Source organism: Hymenobacter sp. BT18 (assembly GCF_012273015.1).
GTDB lineage: Bacteria > Bacteroidota > Bacteroidia > Cytophagales > Hymenobacteraceae > Hymenobacter > Hymenobacter lutimineralis.
Map to the genome: position 1 here is coordinate 3685823 of NZ_CP050954.1, position 17059 is coordinate 3702881.

The window sequence follows — 17059 nt, forward strand, 5'->3', positions numbered from 1 at the left end:
GCCCGGTTACGCAACTGGAAGTAGCATTGTCTTTGGATTACTTCATTTTTCCGCGCTGCCACTCATGGCCAAACCCCGCATCGACTACAAAGCCCAGGCCCTGCGCCGTCGAAACCGCTTCGCTTATACCGTGGGCGTGCTCGGTATTCTACTCATTACTTTCTCGTACTATTTCTATCAGGTGTTCTTCACGCCCAACGTGGAAACCAAGGGGAAGCCTACCTACGTGCTCGTGCGCCGGGGCCAGACAGCCAAGGCCGTACTCGACTCCATTGAGGCCACCGGCGTCATCGTTGACAAGCTGAGCCTGCACTTTGTGGCGCGGCTGATGAAGTACGACAAGCTAGTGAAGCCGGGCCGCTACGAGCTGAAAGATGGGGCCACCAACCGCCAGCTCATCAACGACCTGCGCACCGGGCGCCAGTCCCCGCTGAAGCTAACTTTCCAGAACATTCGCCTGCGGGAAGATTTGGCGCGTAAGCTTAGCACGGCCATCGACTCGCGCCCCGGCCAGTTTGACTCCCTGCTTAGCTCGCCGACCTACACCAAGGCCCTGGGCTTCGACACCACGAGCATCCTCACGATGTTTATCCCGAACACCTACGAGCTGTACTGGAACTCGACGCCCGACAACCTCATGCAGCGCATGAAAAAGGAGTACGACAAGTTCTGGACGCCCGCCCGCGACGCCAAGCGCAAGAAGCTGGGTCTCAGCCGGGCTGAGGTAAGTACCCTGGCCAGCATTGTAGAAGCCGAGCAGCAGCAGCACGCCGACGAGCGGCCCCGCGTAGCCGGGGTGTACCTCAACCGCCTCAAGCGCGGCATGAAGCTGCAGGCCGACCCCACCGTGGTGTACGCCAACCAGGATTTTGGCATCCGGCGCGTGCTGAACGTGCACCTGCAGAAAGACTCGCCCTACAACACGTACAAGTACGCGGGCCTGCCGCCCGGCCCCATCAACCTGCCCAGCATTGCCAGCATCGACGCCGTACTGAACCCCGAAAGCCACCAGTACCTGTACTTCTGCGCCAAGGAGGATTTCAGCGGTTACCATGCCTTTGCCCGTAATGAGCAGGAACACCTCGTAAACGCCCGCCGCTACCAAGCTGCTTTGAGCCGTAACGGAATTATGAAATAGACAATGGGCTTTAGATAATGAAATTGAAAAAGTTGACTTACGAAGAGTACCAGGCAGCATTTCAGGCACCAATGCTCGACGTGACTACAACCGCAGAGCCAGTGCTGGATATTTGGCCGTATGTCGAGGCAGTACCATCAGCTGATTTAGATGGCTATGTCCTCTTAGATGGTATAGTTAAGTATGTATATCAGCATCCTACTGAAAAGTTGCTTCATGTATTGGTTTCGACCGACGATAAAAACGTTTTCCTTGTTGTGTTAATAGATTTAGGTAAACCTGAAATTGTCGGTCACTATCTTCTGAATCTACTACAACTCTATAGCATTGCTTAATTCAAGCTACTGAACAATGTATCAACACGACACCCAGATTCGCGTACGCTATGCCGAAACTGACCAGATGGGCTACGTCTATCATGGCAACTACGCGGCGTACTTCGAAGTGGCCCGCACGGAGGCTTTCCGGCAGCTGGGCATCCGCTACAAGGATATGGAAGCCGACGGCGTGGGCATGCCGGTAGGGGAGCTGCGTACCCGCTTCCGCCGCCCGGCCCGGTACGACGACCTGCTCACGGTGCGCCTGCTCCTGAAGCAGCCGGCCGAAGGCTCCCGCGTGCTGTTCGAGTACGAAATCTACAATGAGGCGCAGGAACTGCTTACCGAAGGCCACACGCTAATGGTCTTTGTAAATGCTGCTACCGGCCGCCCCGTGCCCATGCCCGCCGATATTCAGGCCAAGCTGGTGCCCTACTTTCAGGAAGACGAGCTTACCAGCCCGCTTACGCCCCCGGCCAAGCCCTCCGAGGCGCCTGCCCCGGCGGCTTTTCCCAAGAAAAGCGGGGAATAACCGCTCCGCCATTTCCTTCGCCGCTACCAGATGTTGATGCGCTTACCTCGTCGCTATAGGGTGTCCGATGTACGCCGGAACCGCCCCTACCGCCGCCTGATGGTGTGGCTGAAGCGGCTGCGCTTCAACCGCGGCCAGGCCTCGGTGTACGACGTGGTCGACCACATGATTCAGGAATTGAAGCTGGACAGCGTAACCAAGCGCGCGTCCTACATGGCCTTCAACTTTACCATTGCCATCTTCCCCACCATCATCTTTCTCTTTACCCTGATTCCGTACATCCCGGTTCCGAACCTGAACCTGGACATCCTGCAGTTTCTCTCCGACCTCATTCCGCAGGGCATGTACGTAGTCATTGCCGATACCATCGAGGACATCGTCAACATTCCGCATGGGGGGTTGCTGTCCTTTGGTTTCGGCACGGCGCTGGTGCTCAGCTCCAACGGCATCATGGCCCTGCTCGATGCCTTCGACAAGAAGTACCACACCTTCAAGCGCCGCACCTACCTGCGCAAGCGCGTCATTGCTACCCTGCTCACCGTAGTGTTGGCCATGGTGCTGATTGTGGCCATTGCGGGTATCTTCTTCGGTACGTATATCATTGATACCCTGGTGTTCTACGAAATCGTGCCCGAACGCCTGACGGCCCTGCTGACGACCTTGCTGCGCTACGGCTCAGTGGTGGGGTTGTTTCTGTTCACTACCTGCCTGATTTACTACTACGTGCCGGCCGTGCAGGACCGGTGGCCCTTTCTGTCGGCGGGGGCGGTGGTGGCTACGCTGCTTATCTTTCTGGTGTCCTTTCTGTTTATTCTCTACATCAAGATTTTCGACTCCTACAACCATTTCTACGGCTCCATTGGGGCGCTGGTGGGGTTCATGGTCTGGCTGGATTTCGTGTGCATGACTTTGATTGTGGGATTTGAAGTGAATGTGAGCATCGATGCCGTAACCGGGCGGCTGAAACGCTATGTAGTTCGCACTGAGTCAGTAGGCCCGCCCACGTCAGCCTGAGCGAAAAAAAATGCGTGGCGCGCTTGCGCTAAGGGCTGGGAGCAGCTACTTTTGTCGTCCCAAACCACTCCATTTGGGCCTTAGAGAGGTGGCAGAGTGGTCGAATGCGACGGATTCGAAATCCGTTATACCTGCAAGGGTATCGGGGGTTCGAATCCCCCCCTCTCTGCTAAGGGCTTTTTTCCGCGGAAAAGTCTTTTTCTAGTGTACTTGCGCGGGCTACTCAGAGAAGTGGCAGAGTGGTCGATTGCGGCGGTCTTGAAAACCGTTGAGGGTTAAACCTCCGGGGGTTCGAATCCCTCCTTCTCTGCAACTGAGTATCATAGAGCAGCCCCCTTCCGGCAACGGCAAGGGGGTTTCTTTTTGATCTTTTCCGAAGGCAATCCACTAGGCAGGAAAAGAAAAAAAGCAAGAGCTGCCCCAGGCGTTTAGGGCGTTTTAGCGTTGCTGCTCTGTCCAGCAAGGGGAGGGGGAGGCCTCATGTCAGATGCCTCGTTGGGGCTAGCCGAAGGTAGCTCGACCAAACAGCACCGGAACTGCTGCGTACTACCAGAGGCACCCAGTAGTAACCACCACCTTCCTTCACCTGACCCTTCCTGCTTATGTGCGGCCGCTATACATTCACTGCTCCTGCTCCTGTAGTTGAGGCACGCTTCGAAGCCACTATGCCGGCCGATGCGGCCCCAACGTTCAACGCGGCGCCTTCCCAGCGCCTGCCCATTATCACCAACGTCGAGCCCGGCAAAGTGCAGCTCTTTCAGTGGGGCTTGTTGCCGGCCTGGGTGAAAGATGCGCAGAAAGCCAACAAACCCATAAACGCCCGCGCCGAGACTTTAACCGAAAAACCCTCTTTTCGCCAGCTGCTGCAGCGTCGCCGCTGCCTGGTGCTAGCCGATAGTTTCTACGAGTGGGAGCGACCAGCCGCGGGTAGCAAAGGCCCCAAGATTCCCCACCGCATTATGCTGCGCAGTGAACAGCCTTTTGCCCTGGCCGGGCTCTGGGATGAGTGGGTAAACCGAGAAACGGGAGAAGTACACCCTACATTCACCATCATCACCACGGAGCCAAATGAATTGATGACGGGTATACACGACCGGATGCCGGTGATTCTGCCGGGCCGGGAAGCCGAGCTGCAGTGGCTGGATGACGGCGGGGCGGCCAAAACCCAGCTGCTGCGGCCCTACCATGCGCTGGACATGAAGCAATACACCGTGGGAAGCCAGGTGAACTCGCCGGGAAACAACGACAGCGCCTGCGCCGCCCCGTTTACCTGGAGCTAGGCAAGTCCTGGTTCCTGCAGGCGCACAGGTTTGGTGGTTGGGCTTTTAAGCACTCCGCATCGAATCTTTTTAATCCGGCGGCGGTTGGTTTCTTCGCTAAGAAATGGCTTACGTTACTGTTGAGCTTAAGAAAAAGGCTGTACTTTCGTAAGCGCAACCGTACAGTTCGCTACCTCCACCGTCTATGACTGAGCTGCTATTTGATGTCAACCTGCAACAGCTGCCGGAGGAATATCTTGCGGGCGCCTGGCGGGTAGCAGATCGGGTACTGAACCGTACGGACCCCACGAGTACCTTGGCCCAGGTTACCCGCCTGCACCTGCTGCCGGGAGAGCTAAAGCTGGAAGCCACGCACGACGAGCAAGCCGGGTCGTGGTCGGTAGAGCGCGACGAGCTGCTGAAACGACCCTACCTGGAGATACAGCTGCAGCAGGAAACCACCCGGGCCCTGATTACTCGCCTGCGCCGCTCAGCTGATGGTTTGCACAGCCAGCTCAACCTATACTTCCTCTCGGGCATGGAAGTGCAGCTCACTCAGCCCTAAGCCCGCCCTGCTTTCTGCTTTCGTACCATGTCTGACTTACCGGATTCTTCTCCTTATGACAACCTGCACGCGGCCATCGAAGCGGCAGGAATAGGCACCTGGGATTTCAACCCCCTTTCGGGCTCCTTGCGGTGGTCGGACCGGTGCAAGGAGCTGTTTGGACTGCCCGCCGACGCGCCAATTGACTACAGCGTGTTTCTGGCCGGGTTGCACCCCGATGACCGCGCCAAGACCGATGCCGTGGTGCAGCAGGCCCTGCAACCTACCGGCACGGGCGAATACGACATTGAGTACCGCACCATTGGCTTGCAAGATGGTAAGCTGCGCCGGGTGCGGGCCACCGGGCATGCCGTTTTCGATGAAGCGCGTACCCGCGCCGTCCGCTTTGTGGGTACCGTCATGGACGTGACGCAGCGCTACCAGCAGGCCCAGGATTACCAGGCTGTTATTGAGTACATCCCGCAGATGGTGTGGCTGACAGACCCTGCCGGCTACCACACCTTCTTCAACCAGCGCTGGACCGATTATACGGGCTACACCTTGGCCCAGAGCCAGGGCACCGAAATGTGGAACAACCTGCTCCACCCCGACGACCGTGCCCGGGCGCAGCAGGTGTGGGGCCGTAGCCTGCAAACGGGCGAAGACTACGAAATAGAGTACCGTTTCAAAGGCGTTGATGGGGCCTACCGCTGGTTTTTGGGCTTGGCCAAGCCTATTCGGGACGAGCAGGGTGAAATTACCCGCTGGTTTGGCACGTGCACCGACATTCACGATCAAAAGCTGGCCGAAGCTCAGCTACGCTCCAGCGAGGAGCGCTACCACATGGCCTCGCTGGCTACCAACGACGCTATCTGGGACTGGAACCTGCAAACCAACTCAGTAAGTTGGAACGACGCCATTTTCCGGCTCTACGGCTACACCCGGGCTGAGGTAGAAGCAACTTCCCAATGGTGGTACGAGCACATCCATCCCGCCGATGCCTCCCGCGTAGTAGATGGCATTCATCGGGTAATTGACAATGGCCACACGATGTGGCAGGATGAGTACCGCTACCGCCGGGCCGATGGCTCCTACGCCTACGTGCACGACCGGGGCTACGTGTCGCATGGAGAAGATGGCCGCCCCATCCGCATGATTGGCGCTATGCAGGACGTGACCGAGCAGCGCCAGATCCAGCGCGCCCTGCGCGAACGGGATGAGGAGTTTGCCTCCCTGGCTGATAATATGGCCCAGCTGGCCTGGATGGCCAAGCCCGATGGCTACATCTATTGGTATAACCAGCAGTGGTACGACTACACGGGCACAACCCTGGCGGAAATGCAGGGCCAGGGCTGGAAGAAAGTACACCACCCCGACCACCTGGCCCGCGTGGCTGCAACCGTCGATGCGGCCTGGGACCTGGGAAAGGCTTGGGAGCTAACGTTTCCGCTACGGGGGCGCAACGGGGCGTACCGCTGGTTTCTGACGCGGGCCGTTCCTGTGCACAACGAGCAGGGCAAGCTGGTGCGCTGGCTGGGCACCAACACCGATGTAACCGAACAAAAGCAGCTGCAGGAGCAGCTGGAACGGGCCTACTCTGACTTGGAAGCCAAGATTGTCTTCCGCACCTTGGACCTGGAGCACCAGGTACAGGAGCTACGCCGCCGCCTTGGCGAATAGGCGACCAGCATAAAGAAGGCTCCTGAGCAGGAGCCTTTTTTATACCTGGACGAGGCTGTGTGGACAGGTAGATGAAGGTACCTCATGTCGAATGCAGCGAAGCATGACAGCCTGGTGAGCTTACAGTCCACACGGTAGCAAAACGGCGGTTAAGCATGCTATGTAGTTGGCTCACATTAATATGTGATTGTACTATGCGGGGAAGAGACGGAGCTTTGCAGAAGTAAATAGTCTACTCTGCTTCCTTCTGCTCGCTATGAAATACACTGTACCCTTGCTGACGCTGCTCAGCACCCTCGGTCTGGCCGGTTCGGCGGTAGGCCAGGGCACTCCCTTTAAAGCCCCCCGCCCAACGGTTGCCAGTCGGAACAAGCCCCAGGCCGTGGTGATTACGCCGGCCGTGCCGCAACTGGCCGCAACTAGCCCACGGCAGGCGGCCCGGCTGGAAACGCTGCCGCGCCCGGTAAGACGTGGCGGCCGCATCAGCGCTATTCAGGTGTCGCGGGCCCCGGAAACGGGGTTGCCGGTGTTCATTCAGGCCACCGGCACCAGGCGTCAGGGCGTGGCCTCTGCTAACCCCACCACGGCCAGCTTACAGTTCCTACAAGAGCTGGGCAATGAAATGCGGGTGCAAAACCCACAACAGGAATTTGTGGTGCGCGGAGAGATGCGCGACGAGCTGGGCCAAACGCACGTGCGCCTGCAGCAGCGCTGGCAGGGCATTCCGGTATATGGCAGTGAAGTGGTAGTGCATACTGATGCTACGGGCCAACCGCTGCTGCTCAGCGGGCGGTACTTTGCGTCGCCTGGCCAACTCAGGAGCACCACGCCCAGTCTTTCGGCCAGCAGTGCCGCTGGCGCCGCGCTGGCCGCATTGCACACCAAAACCCGGGTAACGGGCCTTTCCGAAGCGGCCCGAAAGCTGCTGGACTACCAGGGGCCGGTTACGGAGTTGGTCGTCTACCATGCTACTCCGGCGGCCGCGCCGGTGCTGGCTTGGCACGTTACGTCCCGGCCTTCGTTTCGGGAGAAGTGGGAGTCCTTCGTGGATGCGGGCTCGGGCCGGGTGCTGGAGCAGTACGAGTCGTCGTGCGCAGCGGATGGCCCCCGCACGGCCAAAGCCCAGGACCTGAACGGCGTGACGCGCACCATCAACACCTACCAGTGGGGCAACGGCTTTTACCTGCTTGATGGGGCCCAGCCGATGTTTAACCTGGCCAAGTCGGCCATGCCCGACGACCCGGCTGGGGCCCTGCTCACGCTGGATGCCAACAACTCGGCCCCGGCCAAGCTCAACCTCACCCACGTAGCCAACAACAACAACGCGTGGAGCCTGAAGGCGGCGGTATCGGCGCACTACAACGCCAGCGTGGCCTACAACTATTACCGCAACACCCACGGCCGCAACGCCATTGATGGCAACGGCGGCACCATCCTGTCCATCGTGCGCCTGGCCGAGGAAGATGGTACCGGGATGGACAATGCCTTCTGGAACGGTAAGCTCATTGCCTACGGAGAAGGTAACGTCGGCTTCAAAAGCCTCTCGGGCGGCCTCGATGTGGCGGGGCACGAAATGACTCACGGCGTGGTGCAAAGCACGGCCAACCTGGAGTACAAAGGCCAGAGCGGGGCGCTGAACGAAAGCATGGCCGACGTATTTGGGGCCATGATGGACCGCGACGACTGGACGATAGGAGAGGACGTGGTGCTGAAAACGGCTTTCCCGAGCGGGGCGCTTCGCTCCCTTCAGGACCCCCACAACGGCGGCAGCAACCTGAACAGCCGCGGCTACCAGCCGCGCACCATGGCCGAGCTGTACACCGGCACCGAAGACAATGGCGGCGTGCACATCAACAGCGGCATTCCCAACTGGGCCTTTTACAAGTTTGCCACGGCCATCGGCCGCGACCACGCCGAGAAAGTGTGGTACCGCGCCCTCAACGTCTACCTCACCCGCTCTTCGCAGTTCCTGGATTTGCGTCTGGGGGTCATTCAGGCCGCCACCGACCTGTACGGGGCCTCCTCTGCCGAAGTAACGGCGGCCAAAACCGCGTTTGACGCGGTGGGCATCACCAATGGCCAGCCCACCAATACCACCAAAGACCAGCCCACCAACCCCGGCCAGGACTTCATTCTGCTCTACAACACCGACGCCAACGTGCAGGGCACCCTGTACCTGTCGAAAACCGACGCCAGTGCTTTCCAGCGCTTGTCCAACACGGCAGTACTTTCGCGCCCGAGCATCAACGACAAAGGCACGGTAGCCGTGTTCGTGGATGGGGACCACAAGCTCCGGGCCCTGCAGCTGGGCAGCACCGTCAGCGAATCGGTGGTGCAGAACGACCCGATCTGGCACAACGTGGCCATTTCCAAGGACGGCACCAAGCTGGCCGCCGTGACCACCGACCAGGATACGTCCATCTACGTCTTCGATCTGGCGAAGAGCAAGGTAGCGCGCTTCATGCTGTACAACCCCACTAACTCCAGCGGGGTGAAGGGCACCGGTGTACGCTACGCCGATGCCCTGGAGTGGGACTTTTCGGGCCAGTTTCTGGTCTACGACTCCTACAACGTAATTCCGAATGCCTCCGGGACAGACATTGACTTCTGGGATATTGGCTTTCTGCACGTGTGGGACAACAGCAAGAAAACCTGGGGCACGGGGCAGATTGAAAAGCTGGTGCAGAACCTGCCCGAAGGCCTGAGCATTGGCAACCCGGTGCTGTCGAAAAACTCGCCCTACATCATGGCTTTTGATATGCTGGATGCCGACGGGGGCAGTACGCCTTTCTCCATTATGGCTCTGAACCTGGAAACGGGTGAGGGCAGCACCATCTACTCCGAAAGTGGAGTAGCCGGCACGCCCTGCTTTAGTAAGCTCGACGATAAGCTCCTGTTCACGGCTATGTCGTCGGAAGGCAACGAAATCCTGGCCTTTGCTCCTTTGACTAGTACCAAGGTGAATGTGAGCGGTACCCCGGTGGGCTTAGTAGACAAAGCCAAGTGGGGCGTATGGTTTGCGCAGGGCTCCCGGGTGCTGGCCAACCGCGACGAAGCCGCTATGCTGCCGGGCCTCGCGGCCTACCCTAACCCCACCCACGACGAACTGACCATCCAAACTGAGGCGGCGGCCACGGCTACCCTCTACGATTTGCTGGGCCGCGCCGTGCGCACCACCGCGGTGGGGCCGGGGCGGCGGGCCGTGGTGAGCCTGCAGGGGCTGGCCGCCGGTACCTACGTACTGCGGGCCACCGATGGCAAGCGCACCGCGACGCGCATGGTGGTAAAGCAATAGTCTGATCAGCCTCTACGGGCACAACAAAGCCAACGAGCCGGGCAGCAGAAGCTACCCGGCTCGTTGGCTTTTAGATGAGCTTGACTACTTGCGCAGGGGCGTATGCTGCGGCAGCGGGCCGGCGTCCTTCGGGCGTCCATCGGCGGGCTTTTGTGCCGTGGCCGGGTGGCGGCGCTTGTCCCAGAACACGTAGGCGCCAAAAAGCAGCAGGCTGATACCCGAAACCCATAACAGCCCTGATTTCAGCCGCCCGGTGTCTTCGCCCAGGTATGCCAGCAGCCCAATAAGCGGCAGAATGCCTACCGCCGTAGCCGAAATAAACTTGAGGTAGCCCAGGCGGCCCAGGCCGGCCACAAAGCTGATGGCATCGTTGGAAATAACGGGCGTGAGGCGGGCAATAAACACGGCCCCAATGCCGTAGCGCCCTACCTGCTCTTCCACCTTCTGCTCGTTTTTCCGGCCCAGGATTTTGGCTACAAAGGCCCCGCCCAGCATCCGGCCGAGGAAGTAACCCACGGAGGAGGCCGTAAGCACCGACACCCAGGCCAGCAACGACCCCCACCACGGGCCGTAAGCCAGAATAGCTACCAGAATCAGCAGCACATTGTTGATGACGACCAGAAACATCTGGGCCACCATAGCCACCACCACCAGCACCGGCCCCCAAAACCCGAACTGCTTTACCCAGGCCGCAATACGGGGCTTGTCGCCGCTGGTAAGCGTGCGGAAGGCTTCCAACACACCGTCGTGGAAGGCAGGCCAGAGGAAATAGCAGCCTACCAAAGCGGCTACAATGCCTAGGGAAACGTACAGCGGCAGCCGGCTGGAGGAGGCCTGTTCGTGGGGAGAAATTGGTGCGGATTCAGTGGTAGCCATGCGCAATGCGGAAGTACAAAACAAAGCCCACTCAGTAAGGAGAGCAGGCTTTGGGCTTTTACGCAGGCAAGGCAGGAAGGATAGGCCGGGTCAGAGGCGCACCCCGATGCCGGGGCCAAGCAAGAAGAAAGGCTTGCCGCGGGAAAGCAGCCACCCGCCGCCCAGGTACAAGGGAAAGGAGAGTTTAGCCTCACGCCGGGTGGGGTACACCGAACCCAGCAGCACGATGCCCAGGTCACGCTCTACGGAGGTGTCGCTGCTGTTCAGGTTGAAGGCATTGAGGGCCACAAACCCGGCCCCAATCTTATAGGGCCGCAGGCGGTTAATTTTCTCGGGGTGATAGAAGCTCAACTGGCCCAGCATGGCCAGGGAGATGCCACCAAAAGAGCCAAAACCAGTGTCGCCGGGCTTGCGCGTGAGCAGGCCGCCGGGGAAGCTCACGTCAATGTCGAACTTGATTTTGCGCTTGAGCACCAGCTCCAGCTTCTGCGAGAAGCCGGGCTCCTGGTACTGGCTCTGGGTGTGGCGTACCGTGATGATGATGGTGCTCCAGTCGTCCAGATCGTGGGTTTTACGGGCGGAAAGCAGGTTGTTGAGGCTCAGATTGCCTACCTGGCACTGCTTGTCCTGGTAAAACGCCGCCCGCACCGAGGAGCCATCCGGGCACACCACTATGTTGTCGACGGTGCGCATCTCAATCAGCTCGCCCTTGCTGTTCTGAGTGCGGATGTCGAAGGTGAGGTACTGCTTGCCGTAGAGCTGCTGCTCGGTGTCGATGCCCCCGGAGTTGAAGCTGAACACGACGTCGCTGATGGTGCGGTCGTAGAGAATGGGGCCGTTGAAGCGCGTGATGGGGCGGGGCACTTCCCCAAAGGTAATACCAACGAAGTCGAGGGGGTGGGGGCGCTGAAACTCGCGCACCGCCAGCGCAAATCCCGTGGGCTGCCCGGCGTTAAAGATGTTGATGCGTTTCTTGTCGCTCGAAATCGGAATCTGCACGCGGTACACCACCGAGGCATCGGAGCGAATGCTGGAATCGGAAGGCACCACCTGCACATCCTCGAAGTGAAACCGGGCCCGCTGCAACGACTCCCCATCCAGGCGCACGTCCACCGTTTCGCCGGGGTTCACGGCATTATTGTTGGTCCAGTCGCCGCCCCGGTGCCGCACGCTCAGCCCGCTGATGGTGGTCTTGGGAGAGATGTTGAAGTTGGTAACGTACTTGGCCAGGTCGTTTTCCTTGATGTAGAGGTAGCTGTCGGTCTGGCGGTGGGTGTTGTACACGCGCAGCCAGCACAGCACCCGGTCGTTGGTGAGGTACTGGCGAATGTAAAGCTCGGCAATCAGCTCCCCGCCGGGCTCCTCCTGGTCTTCGATGCGGTAGGTGCGGCGCAAATCAAACGTGCGGCCATTGTCCAGAATCAGCTCCACACCCTGGCGGCGGGTGGCCTCTACCAGGGTAATTTCCTTTTTATCCACGCTCAGAAACCGCAAACGCGAGGCCTTCACCGTGAAGTCCTGCCGGATGGGTGGCAGCGCGTAGCTCAGGCGGCGGTTGTTGTCGGTGAGAAACGGCTTTTCCGTCTGGGGTCGAACGGTGAGGATGCGGCTGCCGATGGTATTGGGCAGCACGTGCAAGCGCAGCTGGCCCTTTTCCTGGGTGAGGCGGTAGTCGATGTCCTGGCCGCGCGTCCACTCCCCGGTGGTGCGCACGTTCTTAGGGTTGTTGCTGCCGATGTCGAACACCTTTTCCTCGCCCACGAATAGCTCCGTATCGGAGGGGCGAAACTCCAGCGTGGTGCGCGTGACGGGCAGCAGATTCACCGTTTGGGAAAGGGGCGGGCGGCCCGCCGTATCGGCGGGCGCCGTAAAGGTGAGCCGCAGAAACTGAGCCGCCGTCAGGTCGCGGAAACGCAGCTTAGCCCGGTACGAGGCGCCATCGGGGCCCAGGGTAAGAGAGTCGAGCAGCTGAAAATCGGCGGAGCGCACCAGGCGCAGGGGCTTGCGCACGTCGGGCTGGGGCGACACCAGCAGGTCAACCGTTTCGTCGTCGCGGCGGTAGCTGAAGTACAGGTGCGGCTCGCCTTTCACCGAAAACACGTGGCGGCTCAGCTGGTAGCTTACCGTATCGGTGCGCAGGATAAGCTCCCGCAGCAGCGGGGCCCCGGCCTGGGCCTGCGTATGCTGGGCCCGCAGCCCGCCCATCACGAGCAGTAGCCCAAAAAAAATCCAACGAAAACCTCTAAAGCGAAACAGCAATTCCCAGTGCTTTTACTTGCCTAGCCCCACGCCCGGCGGCGCAAAAATAGGCCGGCCTGCCGGCATCCGTAGCATAGGCAGCAGGGTTTTGTGCAAACCTTAGCCGTAAGCCCGACAACAGAAAGTTCTTTTTACACGTTGCGGGCCTACGCTTCCCCTGTTTTTCTATGCTCCGGTTTTTTCTGCTTGGTCTGTTGCTGCTGGCGTCAGCGGCTTCGGCCTCCGCCTATTCTGTGCTCACCCACCAGGCCAACATCGACTCCACCTGGCAGCGGTGCCTGTTGCCCACCTTACAGCGGCGCTTTCCCGGTGGCACTTCGGCGGAACTGCAGGATGCCAAAGCCTACGCCTACGGGGGCGCCATCATTCAGGACATGGGCTTTTACCCCTTTGGCTCGAAGCTGTTCACCAACCTCACCCACTATGTACGCTCCGGCGACTTCGTGCAGCACCTGCTGGAAGAAGCCCACGACCGGAATGAGTACGCGTTTGCGCTGGGGGCCCTGGCGCACTACGCCGCCGACATCAGCGGCCACCCCGAAGGCACCAACAAGGCCATGCCCTCGGTTTATCCGGAGCTGCAGGCCAGGTTCGGCAACGTCATTACGTACGAAGAAGCGCCTGCCCAGCATACCCAGCTCGAGTTTGCCTTTGATGTGGTGCAGGTGGCGGCCGGGCGCTACCGCTCCGACGACTACCACAACTACATCGGGTTCAAGGTGAGCAAGGAAGTGCTGGAGCGGGGCTTCGAGAAAACCTACGGCCTGAAGCTGGGGCAGGTCATTGCCAACGTGGACCTGAGCATCAGCTCCTACCGCTTTGCCGTGAAGGAGCTGATTCCGCTGGCCACCCGGGCCGCCTGGCAAAGCAAGCGCGACGACATCAAAAAGCTCAGTCCCAAAGCCCGCCGCCGCGACTACGTGTACCACCTCAGCCAGCGCCAGTATCGCAAGGAGTTTGGCGGCAGCTACCAGCGGCCGGGCCTGGGGGCGCGCATGCTCTCGGGCATTGTGCGGCTGCTGCCCAAGATAGGTCCCCTAAAACCGTTTGCCTTCGTGCTGCCCACGCCCGAAGCCCAGAAGCTCTTTCGCAACTCCTTCCGGGTGGTGATAAGCAAGTACTGCGGACTGCTGGAAAAGCAGGGCCCCGGCCCCGTAGCGCCCCTGCCCAACACCGATTTCGACACGGGCCACCAAACCAAAGCCGGTGAGTATGCCCTGGCTGACGAAACCTACGGAGAGTGGCTGCGCAAGCTGGATGACAAGAAGTTTGAGGGGCTGACCACTCCTCAAAAGGAGCATCTGCTTACTTTCTTTGCGGTGGCCGCGGCACCCAACCAAGCTGCGAAGGAAGAAAACGAAGCCAGTACCCAGCGCAAAACCCAGGAGGCCCTGGCTCACCTGAAAGTAGCCGTCACGGCGGCCGAATGACCCCACCGCAGCCGGAATAGCGCGGCCAATGGACTCTGCCGCGGGGCGGCGGGTGGGTATAGGGCCCGGGGAAGTTGTTGGCTTACGCAGCCAGCAGCCAGTGGGTAGCGGGGCCTTCGTCGTTGAAAATAGCTACGTCGTAGCCCCGCCTGGGGTCGGAGGCCTGCTGCACACTGGCCTGCAGGGCGGGGCTATCCTGCAGGGCCTGCTCGCGGCTGGGCGAAATAAGGTAAGCTAGGCGGGCCCGCCGCGGGGCTAACGCCGCTACTACTTCGGCCAGCCATACATTAGCAGCCCACGCGGCCATATCCGGAGAGGGGTGGGGGCGGCGGCGTATATCAATCAGCCAGCGCGTCGTGCCGTGTGCCAAAGCCTCGGCTAGGATGGTGTGGTAATCCTGTCGGTACTGCTCAGGCTGCAGCGAATCCAGCCAGCGTACGGTGAGCATGTCCAGATCGGGGCGGTACTGAATGGTAAGCGTGGGCGACGAATACATACAAGAAGACAACAAAGAAACAGCGCGGCTGGCGCGTAGCGCCTTTTCCGGCGGAGGCTACCGCAACGGAATGCGCCCTGTAAACTAAGGCAAAAGCGTTTGGTTTTGCCAAGGCCCGGGAGTAGCAGCCCCTGGCAGGATATGCTAGCAGCAAGCCTGTTCTTACCTCTGCTTCCTTATACCCCGGTCACCCGACGCGGCCTACGGAGGCTAGTGGGGCTGGGCCGTAAGCCAGGCGAGTGCCTCTGCCTCGGTCAGAAACACGGCTGTGTGGTAGGGCTGCTCTGGGGCCAGGGCACGGTGCACGGCCGGGGCCACCGTAGTATCGGAGCTGAGCTGCTGAAGACGGGCCGGGGATCTGAGAGCAGCCAGGAAGAGCGGGTGCGGAGCTAGGGACCGCACCGCTTCGGGGAAGAACTCTTCGGTAAGCCACTGCGTCACGGGCAGGTTGATGGGCCCTTCGCGGCGACCATCAAGCAGCCAGTGCGCACACTGGCATTCCAGCGCCAGGGCTAGAAGCTGGCGGCAGGAGGCCTGCATATCGGGCAGAGACAGCGGCCGCAGCCAGCGCAGAATCAGGAGCTGAAGGTCGGGGCGGTACTGGAGCTGGTAGTCGGGGGTGGAGAGGGTGTGGGGCAGCTGCATGGGAGGAAAAACGTGAAGCTAAGGCTTTTGTTTGGGGCAGGTGGCAGCTGCCTGCGGGGGCTCTCACAGCTCTAGGCGGGTTGAGCGCATAATGGCTGATTGCCGGCCGGGGCTACGGCTCCTGCACGAGGCCACTGCTGAGGCGGCGCAGGGTAATTTCGGCTTGCTTAGCCTGAAAACGGATATCGAGCAGGCGGTTTTCGGCGTCGAGCTGGCTACGCTGAGCCTCGCGCAGCGCCAGGGGCGTGAGCAGCCCCAGGCGGTAACGCTCCAAGGCAATTGCCACGTTCTGTCGGGCTAGCTGAATGTTTTCTTCCTCCAGCTGCAGCAGTTGCAGGCGGTTCTGGTACTGGGCCCAGGCCTGCTCGGCTTCGGCATCCAGCTGAAGCTGGGTTTGGGCCACCTGCAGGCGGCTCTGGTCCTCGGCAATGCGGGCATTCTGAGCTAGGCGGTTGCGGTTGAAACCGTCAAAAATGGGTACAGATGCTACCACTCCGTAGTTGAACCCTAGCTGGCGGCCGGTGTTGGTAGTAAGCTCGGTGCCGAAAAAAGCCTCTCCGTTCACGTTGCGGTTGAAGCCATAGCCACCCGTGAGGCCCACTTGTGGAAAGCGGGAGGCGCGCACCAGCTTGCGGTCATACGCGGCCACCTGGGTGTTGATTTTAGCTTGTTGCAGGCGGGGGTTGTTTTCGCGAATGGCCGCCAGTACGGTTTCGCGGTTCAGCTCACGGCTAACCACAATAGAATCAGCGGGCAGGAAGTCGAGGGCGGGGGCGCGGCCCAGCAGGTTGTTGAGGTTGACTTTCGCCGTTTTCAGGGCCTCCTGCTGCTGAATCAGAGCAGAGCGGTCGGCGTTGTAGTCGACGCGGGCCGTCAGTACTTCCACCTTGGCGCCCACGCCCACGTCGGCGCGGGCCTGGGTTAGGTCGATGCGCTGCTGGCCGATGCGTAGGGCCTCCTCGAAGCTTTGGATCTTGCCCGCTTCCCGCACCACGGTAAAGTAGGCCTCGGTGATGCTGGCCACAGTCTCCTCGGCCGTAGCGCGGGTGAGCTGCTGCTGGCTCTGGGCCACGGCCCGCAGCCGGTCGTAGGCAACGAACATCCCGAACCCGTCGAAAATCGTCCAGGTAGCGGCTACGTTGGCGTTCAGGCGGTTAGACTGGGCCCCGCTGGCCGTGCTGGGGTTAGGCCGCGAGGCCGACTCCTGGCGCACGTTGTTGAGCGTGAAGGAGCGGGTGAGGTTGCCGTTGACGACGGGCAGCTGGCCGGCATTGCCGCGGGTTACGTTGTTTTCGACAATGCGGGCATCCTGCCGGCTGAGCTGGATACCGTAGTTGTTTTCCAGGCCGATGCGTAGGGCTTCGGCCAGCGTGAGGCGGGGGGCGGGGGCTACCGTTTCCGGTTTTTCGGTCTGGGGTTTAGCCTGGGGCTGGGCCGCCGGCTGCCGGGCGGGCAGTGCTGGCTGCTGCGCCCGCACCGGGAAGGCGGCCACAACCAGCAGAGCAACGAGAAGAGAACGAAGCATGGAGAAAATCAACGGCTGAAACGGGGCGTCGCTGGGAAACAAAAGCTGC

The 17059-nt window shown here is 60.5% G+C and carries 14 protein-coding genes and 2 tRNA genes; 11 read left to right on the top strand and 5 right to left on the bottom strand.

Going from position 1 to position 17059, the window contains the following annotated elements; genetic code table 11:
* Positions 1–64: 64 nt before the first annotated feature.
* The 10 genes from mltG to HER32_RS15885 all read left to right on the top strand — a co-directional run bounded on the left by mltG (position 65) and on the right by HER32_RS15885 (position 9779).
* Entirely contained in the window at positions 65–1138 is a 1074-nt protein-coding gene (gene mltG, locus HER32_RS15840; RefSeq protein ID WP_168682560.1) for an endolytic transglycosylase MltG, read from the top strand.
* 23 nt (positions 1139–1161) lie between these two features.
* Positions 1162–1473, top strand: coding sequence for a hypothetical protein (locus HER32_RS15845; RefSeq protein ID WP_168682561.1), 312 nt, complete (start codon positions 1162–1164; stop codon positions 1471–1473).
* A 16-nt stretch (positions 1474–1489) separates the two neighbouring features.
* Positions 1490–1987, top strand: a complete 498-nt coding sequence (locus HER32_RS15850; protein WP_168682562.1) for an acyl-CoA thioesterase — start codon at positions 1490–1492, stop codon at positions 1985–1987.
* Between the two features lie 60 nt (positions 1988–2047).
* Positions 2048–3001, top strand: a complete 954-nt coding sequence (locus HER32_RS15855) for a YihY/virulence factor BrkB family protein (protein ID WP_232066285.1) — start codon at positions 2048–2050, stop codon at positions 2999–3001.
* Between the two features lie 82 nt (positions 3002–3083).
* Positions 3084–3170 (top strand) — tRNA-Ser (locus HER32_RS15860).
* Positions 3171–3226: 56 nt separating this feature from the next.
* A tRNA-Ser gene (locus tag HER32_RS15865) sits at positions 3227–3311 on the top strand.
* A 292-nt stretch (positions 3312–3603) separates the two neighbouring features.
* Complete coding sequence (locus HER32_RS15870) at positions 3604–4281, top strand: SOS response-associated peptidase (RefSeq protein ID WP_168682563.1); 678 nt, start codon at positions 3604–3606, stop codon at positions 4279–4281.
* 184 nt (positions 4282–4465) lie between these two features.
* Entirely contained in the window at positions 4466–4825 is a 360-nt protein-coding gene (locus tag HER32_RS15875; RefSeq protein WP_168682564.1) for a hypothetical protein, read from the top strand.
* A gap of 27 nt (positions 4826–4852) precedes the next feature.
* Positions 4853–6484 carry a PAS domain-containing protein gene (locus tag HER32_RS15880; protein ID WP_168682565.1) on the top strand — a complete coding sequence of 544 codons (1632 nt, stop codon included), beginning with the start codon at positions 4853–4855 and terminating at the stop codon, positions 6482–6484.
* Between the two features lie 256 nt (positions 6485–6740).
* On the top strand, positions 6741–9779 hold the full coding sequence (locus HER32_RS15885) for a M4 family metallopeptidase (RefSeq protein WP_168682566.1): 3039 nt from the start codon (positions 6741–6743) through the stop codon (positions 9777–9779).
* 84 nt (positions 9780–9863) lie between these two features.
* On the opposite strand, the gene HER32_RS15890 is transcribed toward HER32_RS15885, so the two are convergent.
* Both HER32_RS15890 and HER32_RS15895 read right to left on the bottom strand, forming a co-directional pair.
* Positions 9864–10655 carry a TVP38/TMEM64 family protein gene (locus tag HER32_RS15890; protein WP_168682567.1) on the bottom strand — a complete coding sequence of 264 codons (792 nt, stop codon included), beginning with the start codon at positions 10653–10655 and terminating at the stop codon, positions 9864–9866.
* A 90-nt stretch (positions 10656–10745) separates the two neighbouring features.
* Complete coding sequence (locus HER32_RS15895) at positions 10746–12863, bottom strand: hypothetical protein (protein ID WP_168682568.1); 2118 nt, start codon at positions 12861–12863, stop codon at positions 10746–10748.
* Positions 12864–13081: 218 nt separating this feature from the next.
* On the opposite strand from HER32_RS15895, the gene HER32_RS15900 reads away from it, so the two are divergent.
* Entirely contained in the window at positions 13082–14344 is a 1263-nt protein-coding gene (locus HER32_RS15900) for a zinc dependent phospholipase C family protein (RefSeq protein ID WP_168682569.1), read from the top strand.
* An 82-nt stretch (positions 14345–14426) separates the two neighbouring features.
* Here HER32_RS15900 and HER32_RS15905 read toward each other — a convergent pair whose 3' ends face one another.
* The 3 genes from HER32_RS15905 to HER32_RS15915 form a co-directional block, all read right to left on the bottom strand.
* Positions 14427–14840 (bottom strand): hypothetical protein, encoded by a 414-nt coding sequence (locus tag HER32_RS15905; protein ID WP_168682570.1) that lies wholly within the window; start codon positions 14838–14840, stop codon positions 14427–14429.
* 210 nt (positions 14841–15050) lie between these two features.
* Positions 15051–15485: a hypothetical protein gene (locus tag HER32_RS15910; RefSeq protein WP_168682571.1), complete on the bottom strand. Its 435-nt coding sequence runs from the start codon at positions 15483–15485 to the stop codon at positions 15051–15053.
* A gap of 112 nt (positions 15486–15597) precedes the next feature.
* The gene (locus HER32_RS15915) at positions 15598–17010 is read right to left on the bottom strand and encodes a TolC family protein (RefSeq protein WP_168682572.1); all 1413 of its coding nucleotides are present in this window, start codon (positions 17008–17010) and stop codon (positions 15598–15600) included.
* Positions 17011–17059 lie beyond the last annotated feature (49 nt).

What these genes read in the sequence shown, in the direction of transcription:
- HER32_RS15900 (WP_168682569.1), top strand. Translation starts at nt 13,082, where the DNA reads ATGCTCCGGTTTTTTCTGCTTGGTCTGTTGCTGCTGGCGTCAGCGGCT.
- HER32_RS15915 (WP_168682572.1), bottom strand. Translation starts at nt 17,010, where the DNA reads ATGCTTCGTTCTCTTCTCGTTGCTCTGCTGGTTGTGGCCGCCTTCCCG.
- mltG (WP_168682560.1), top strand. Translation starts at nt 65, where the DNA reads ATGGCCAAACCCCGCATCGACTACAAAGCCCAGGCCCTGCGCCGTCGA.
- HER32_RS15905 (WP_168682570.1), bottom strand. Translation starts at nt 14,840, where the DNA reads ATGTATTCGTCGCCCACGCTTACCATTCAGTACCGCCCCGATCTGGAC.
- HER32_RS15850 (WP_168682562.1), top strand. Translation starts at nt 1,490, where the DNA reads ATGTATCAACACGACACCCAGATTCGCGTACGCTATGCCGAAACTGAC.
- HER32_RS15910 (WP_168682571.1), bottom strand. Translation starts at nt 15,485, where the DNA reads ATGCAGCTGCCCCACACCCTCTCCACCCCCGACTACCAGCTCCAGTAC.
- HER32_RS15880 (WP_168682565.1), top strand. Translation starts at nt 4,853, where the DNA reads ATGTCTGACTTACCGGATTCTTCTCCTTATGACAACCTGCACGCGGCC.
- HER32_RS15885 (WP_168682566.1), top strand. Translation starts at nt 6,741, where the DNA reads ATGAAATACACTGTACCCTTGCTGACGCTGCTCAGCACCCTCGGTCTG.
- HER32_RS15875 (WP_168682564.1), top strand. Translation starts at nt 4,466, where the DNA reads ATGACTGAGCTGCTATTTGATGTCAACCTGCAACAGCTGCCGGAGGAA.
- HER32_RS15890 (WP_168682567.1), bottom strand. Translation starts at nt 10,655, where the DNA reads ATGGCTACCACTGAATCCGCACCAATTTCTCCCCACGAACAGGCCTCC.
- HER32_RS15870 (WP_168682563.1), top strand. Translation starts at nt 3,604, where the DNA reads ATGTGCGGCCGCTATACATTCACTGCTCCTGCTCCTGTAGTTGAGGCA.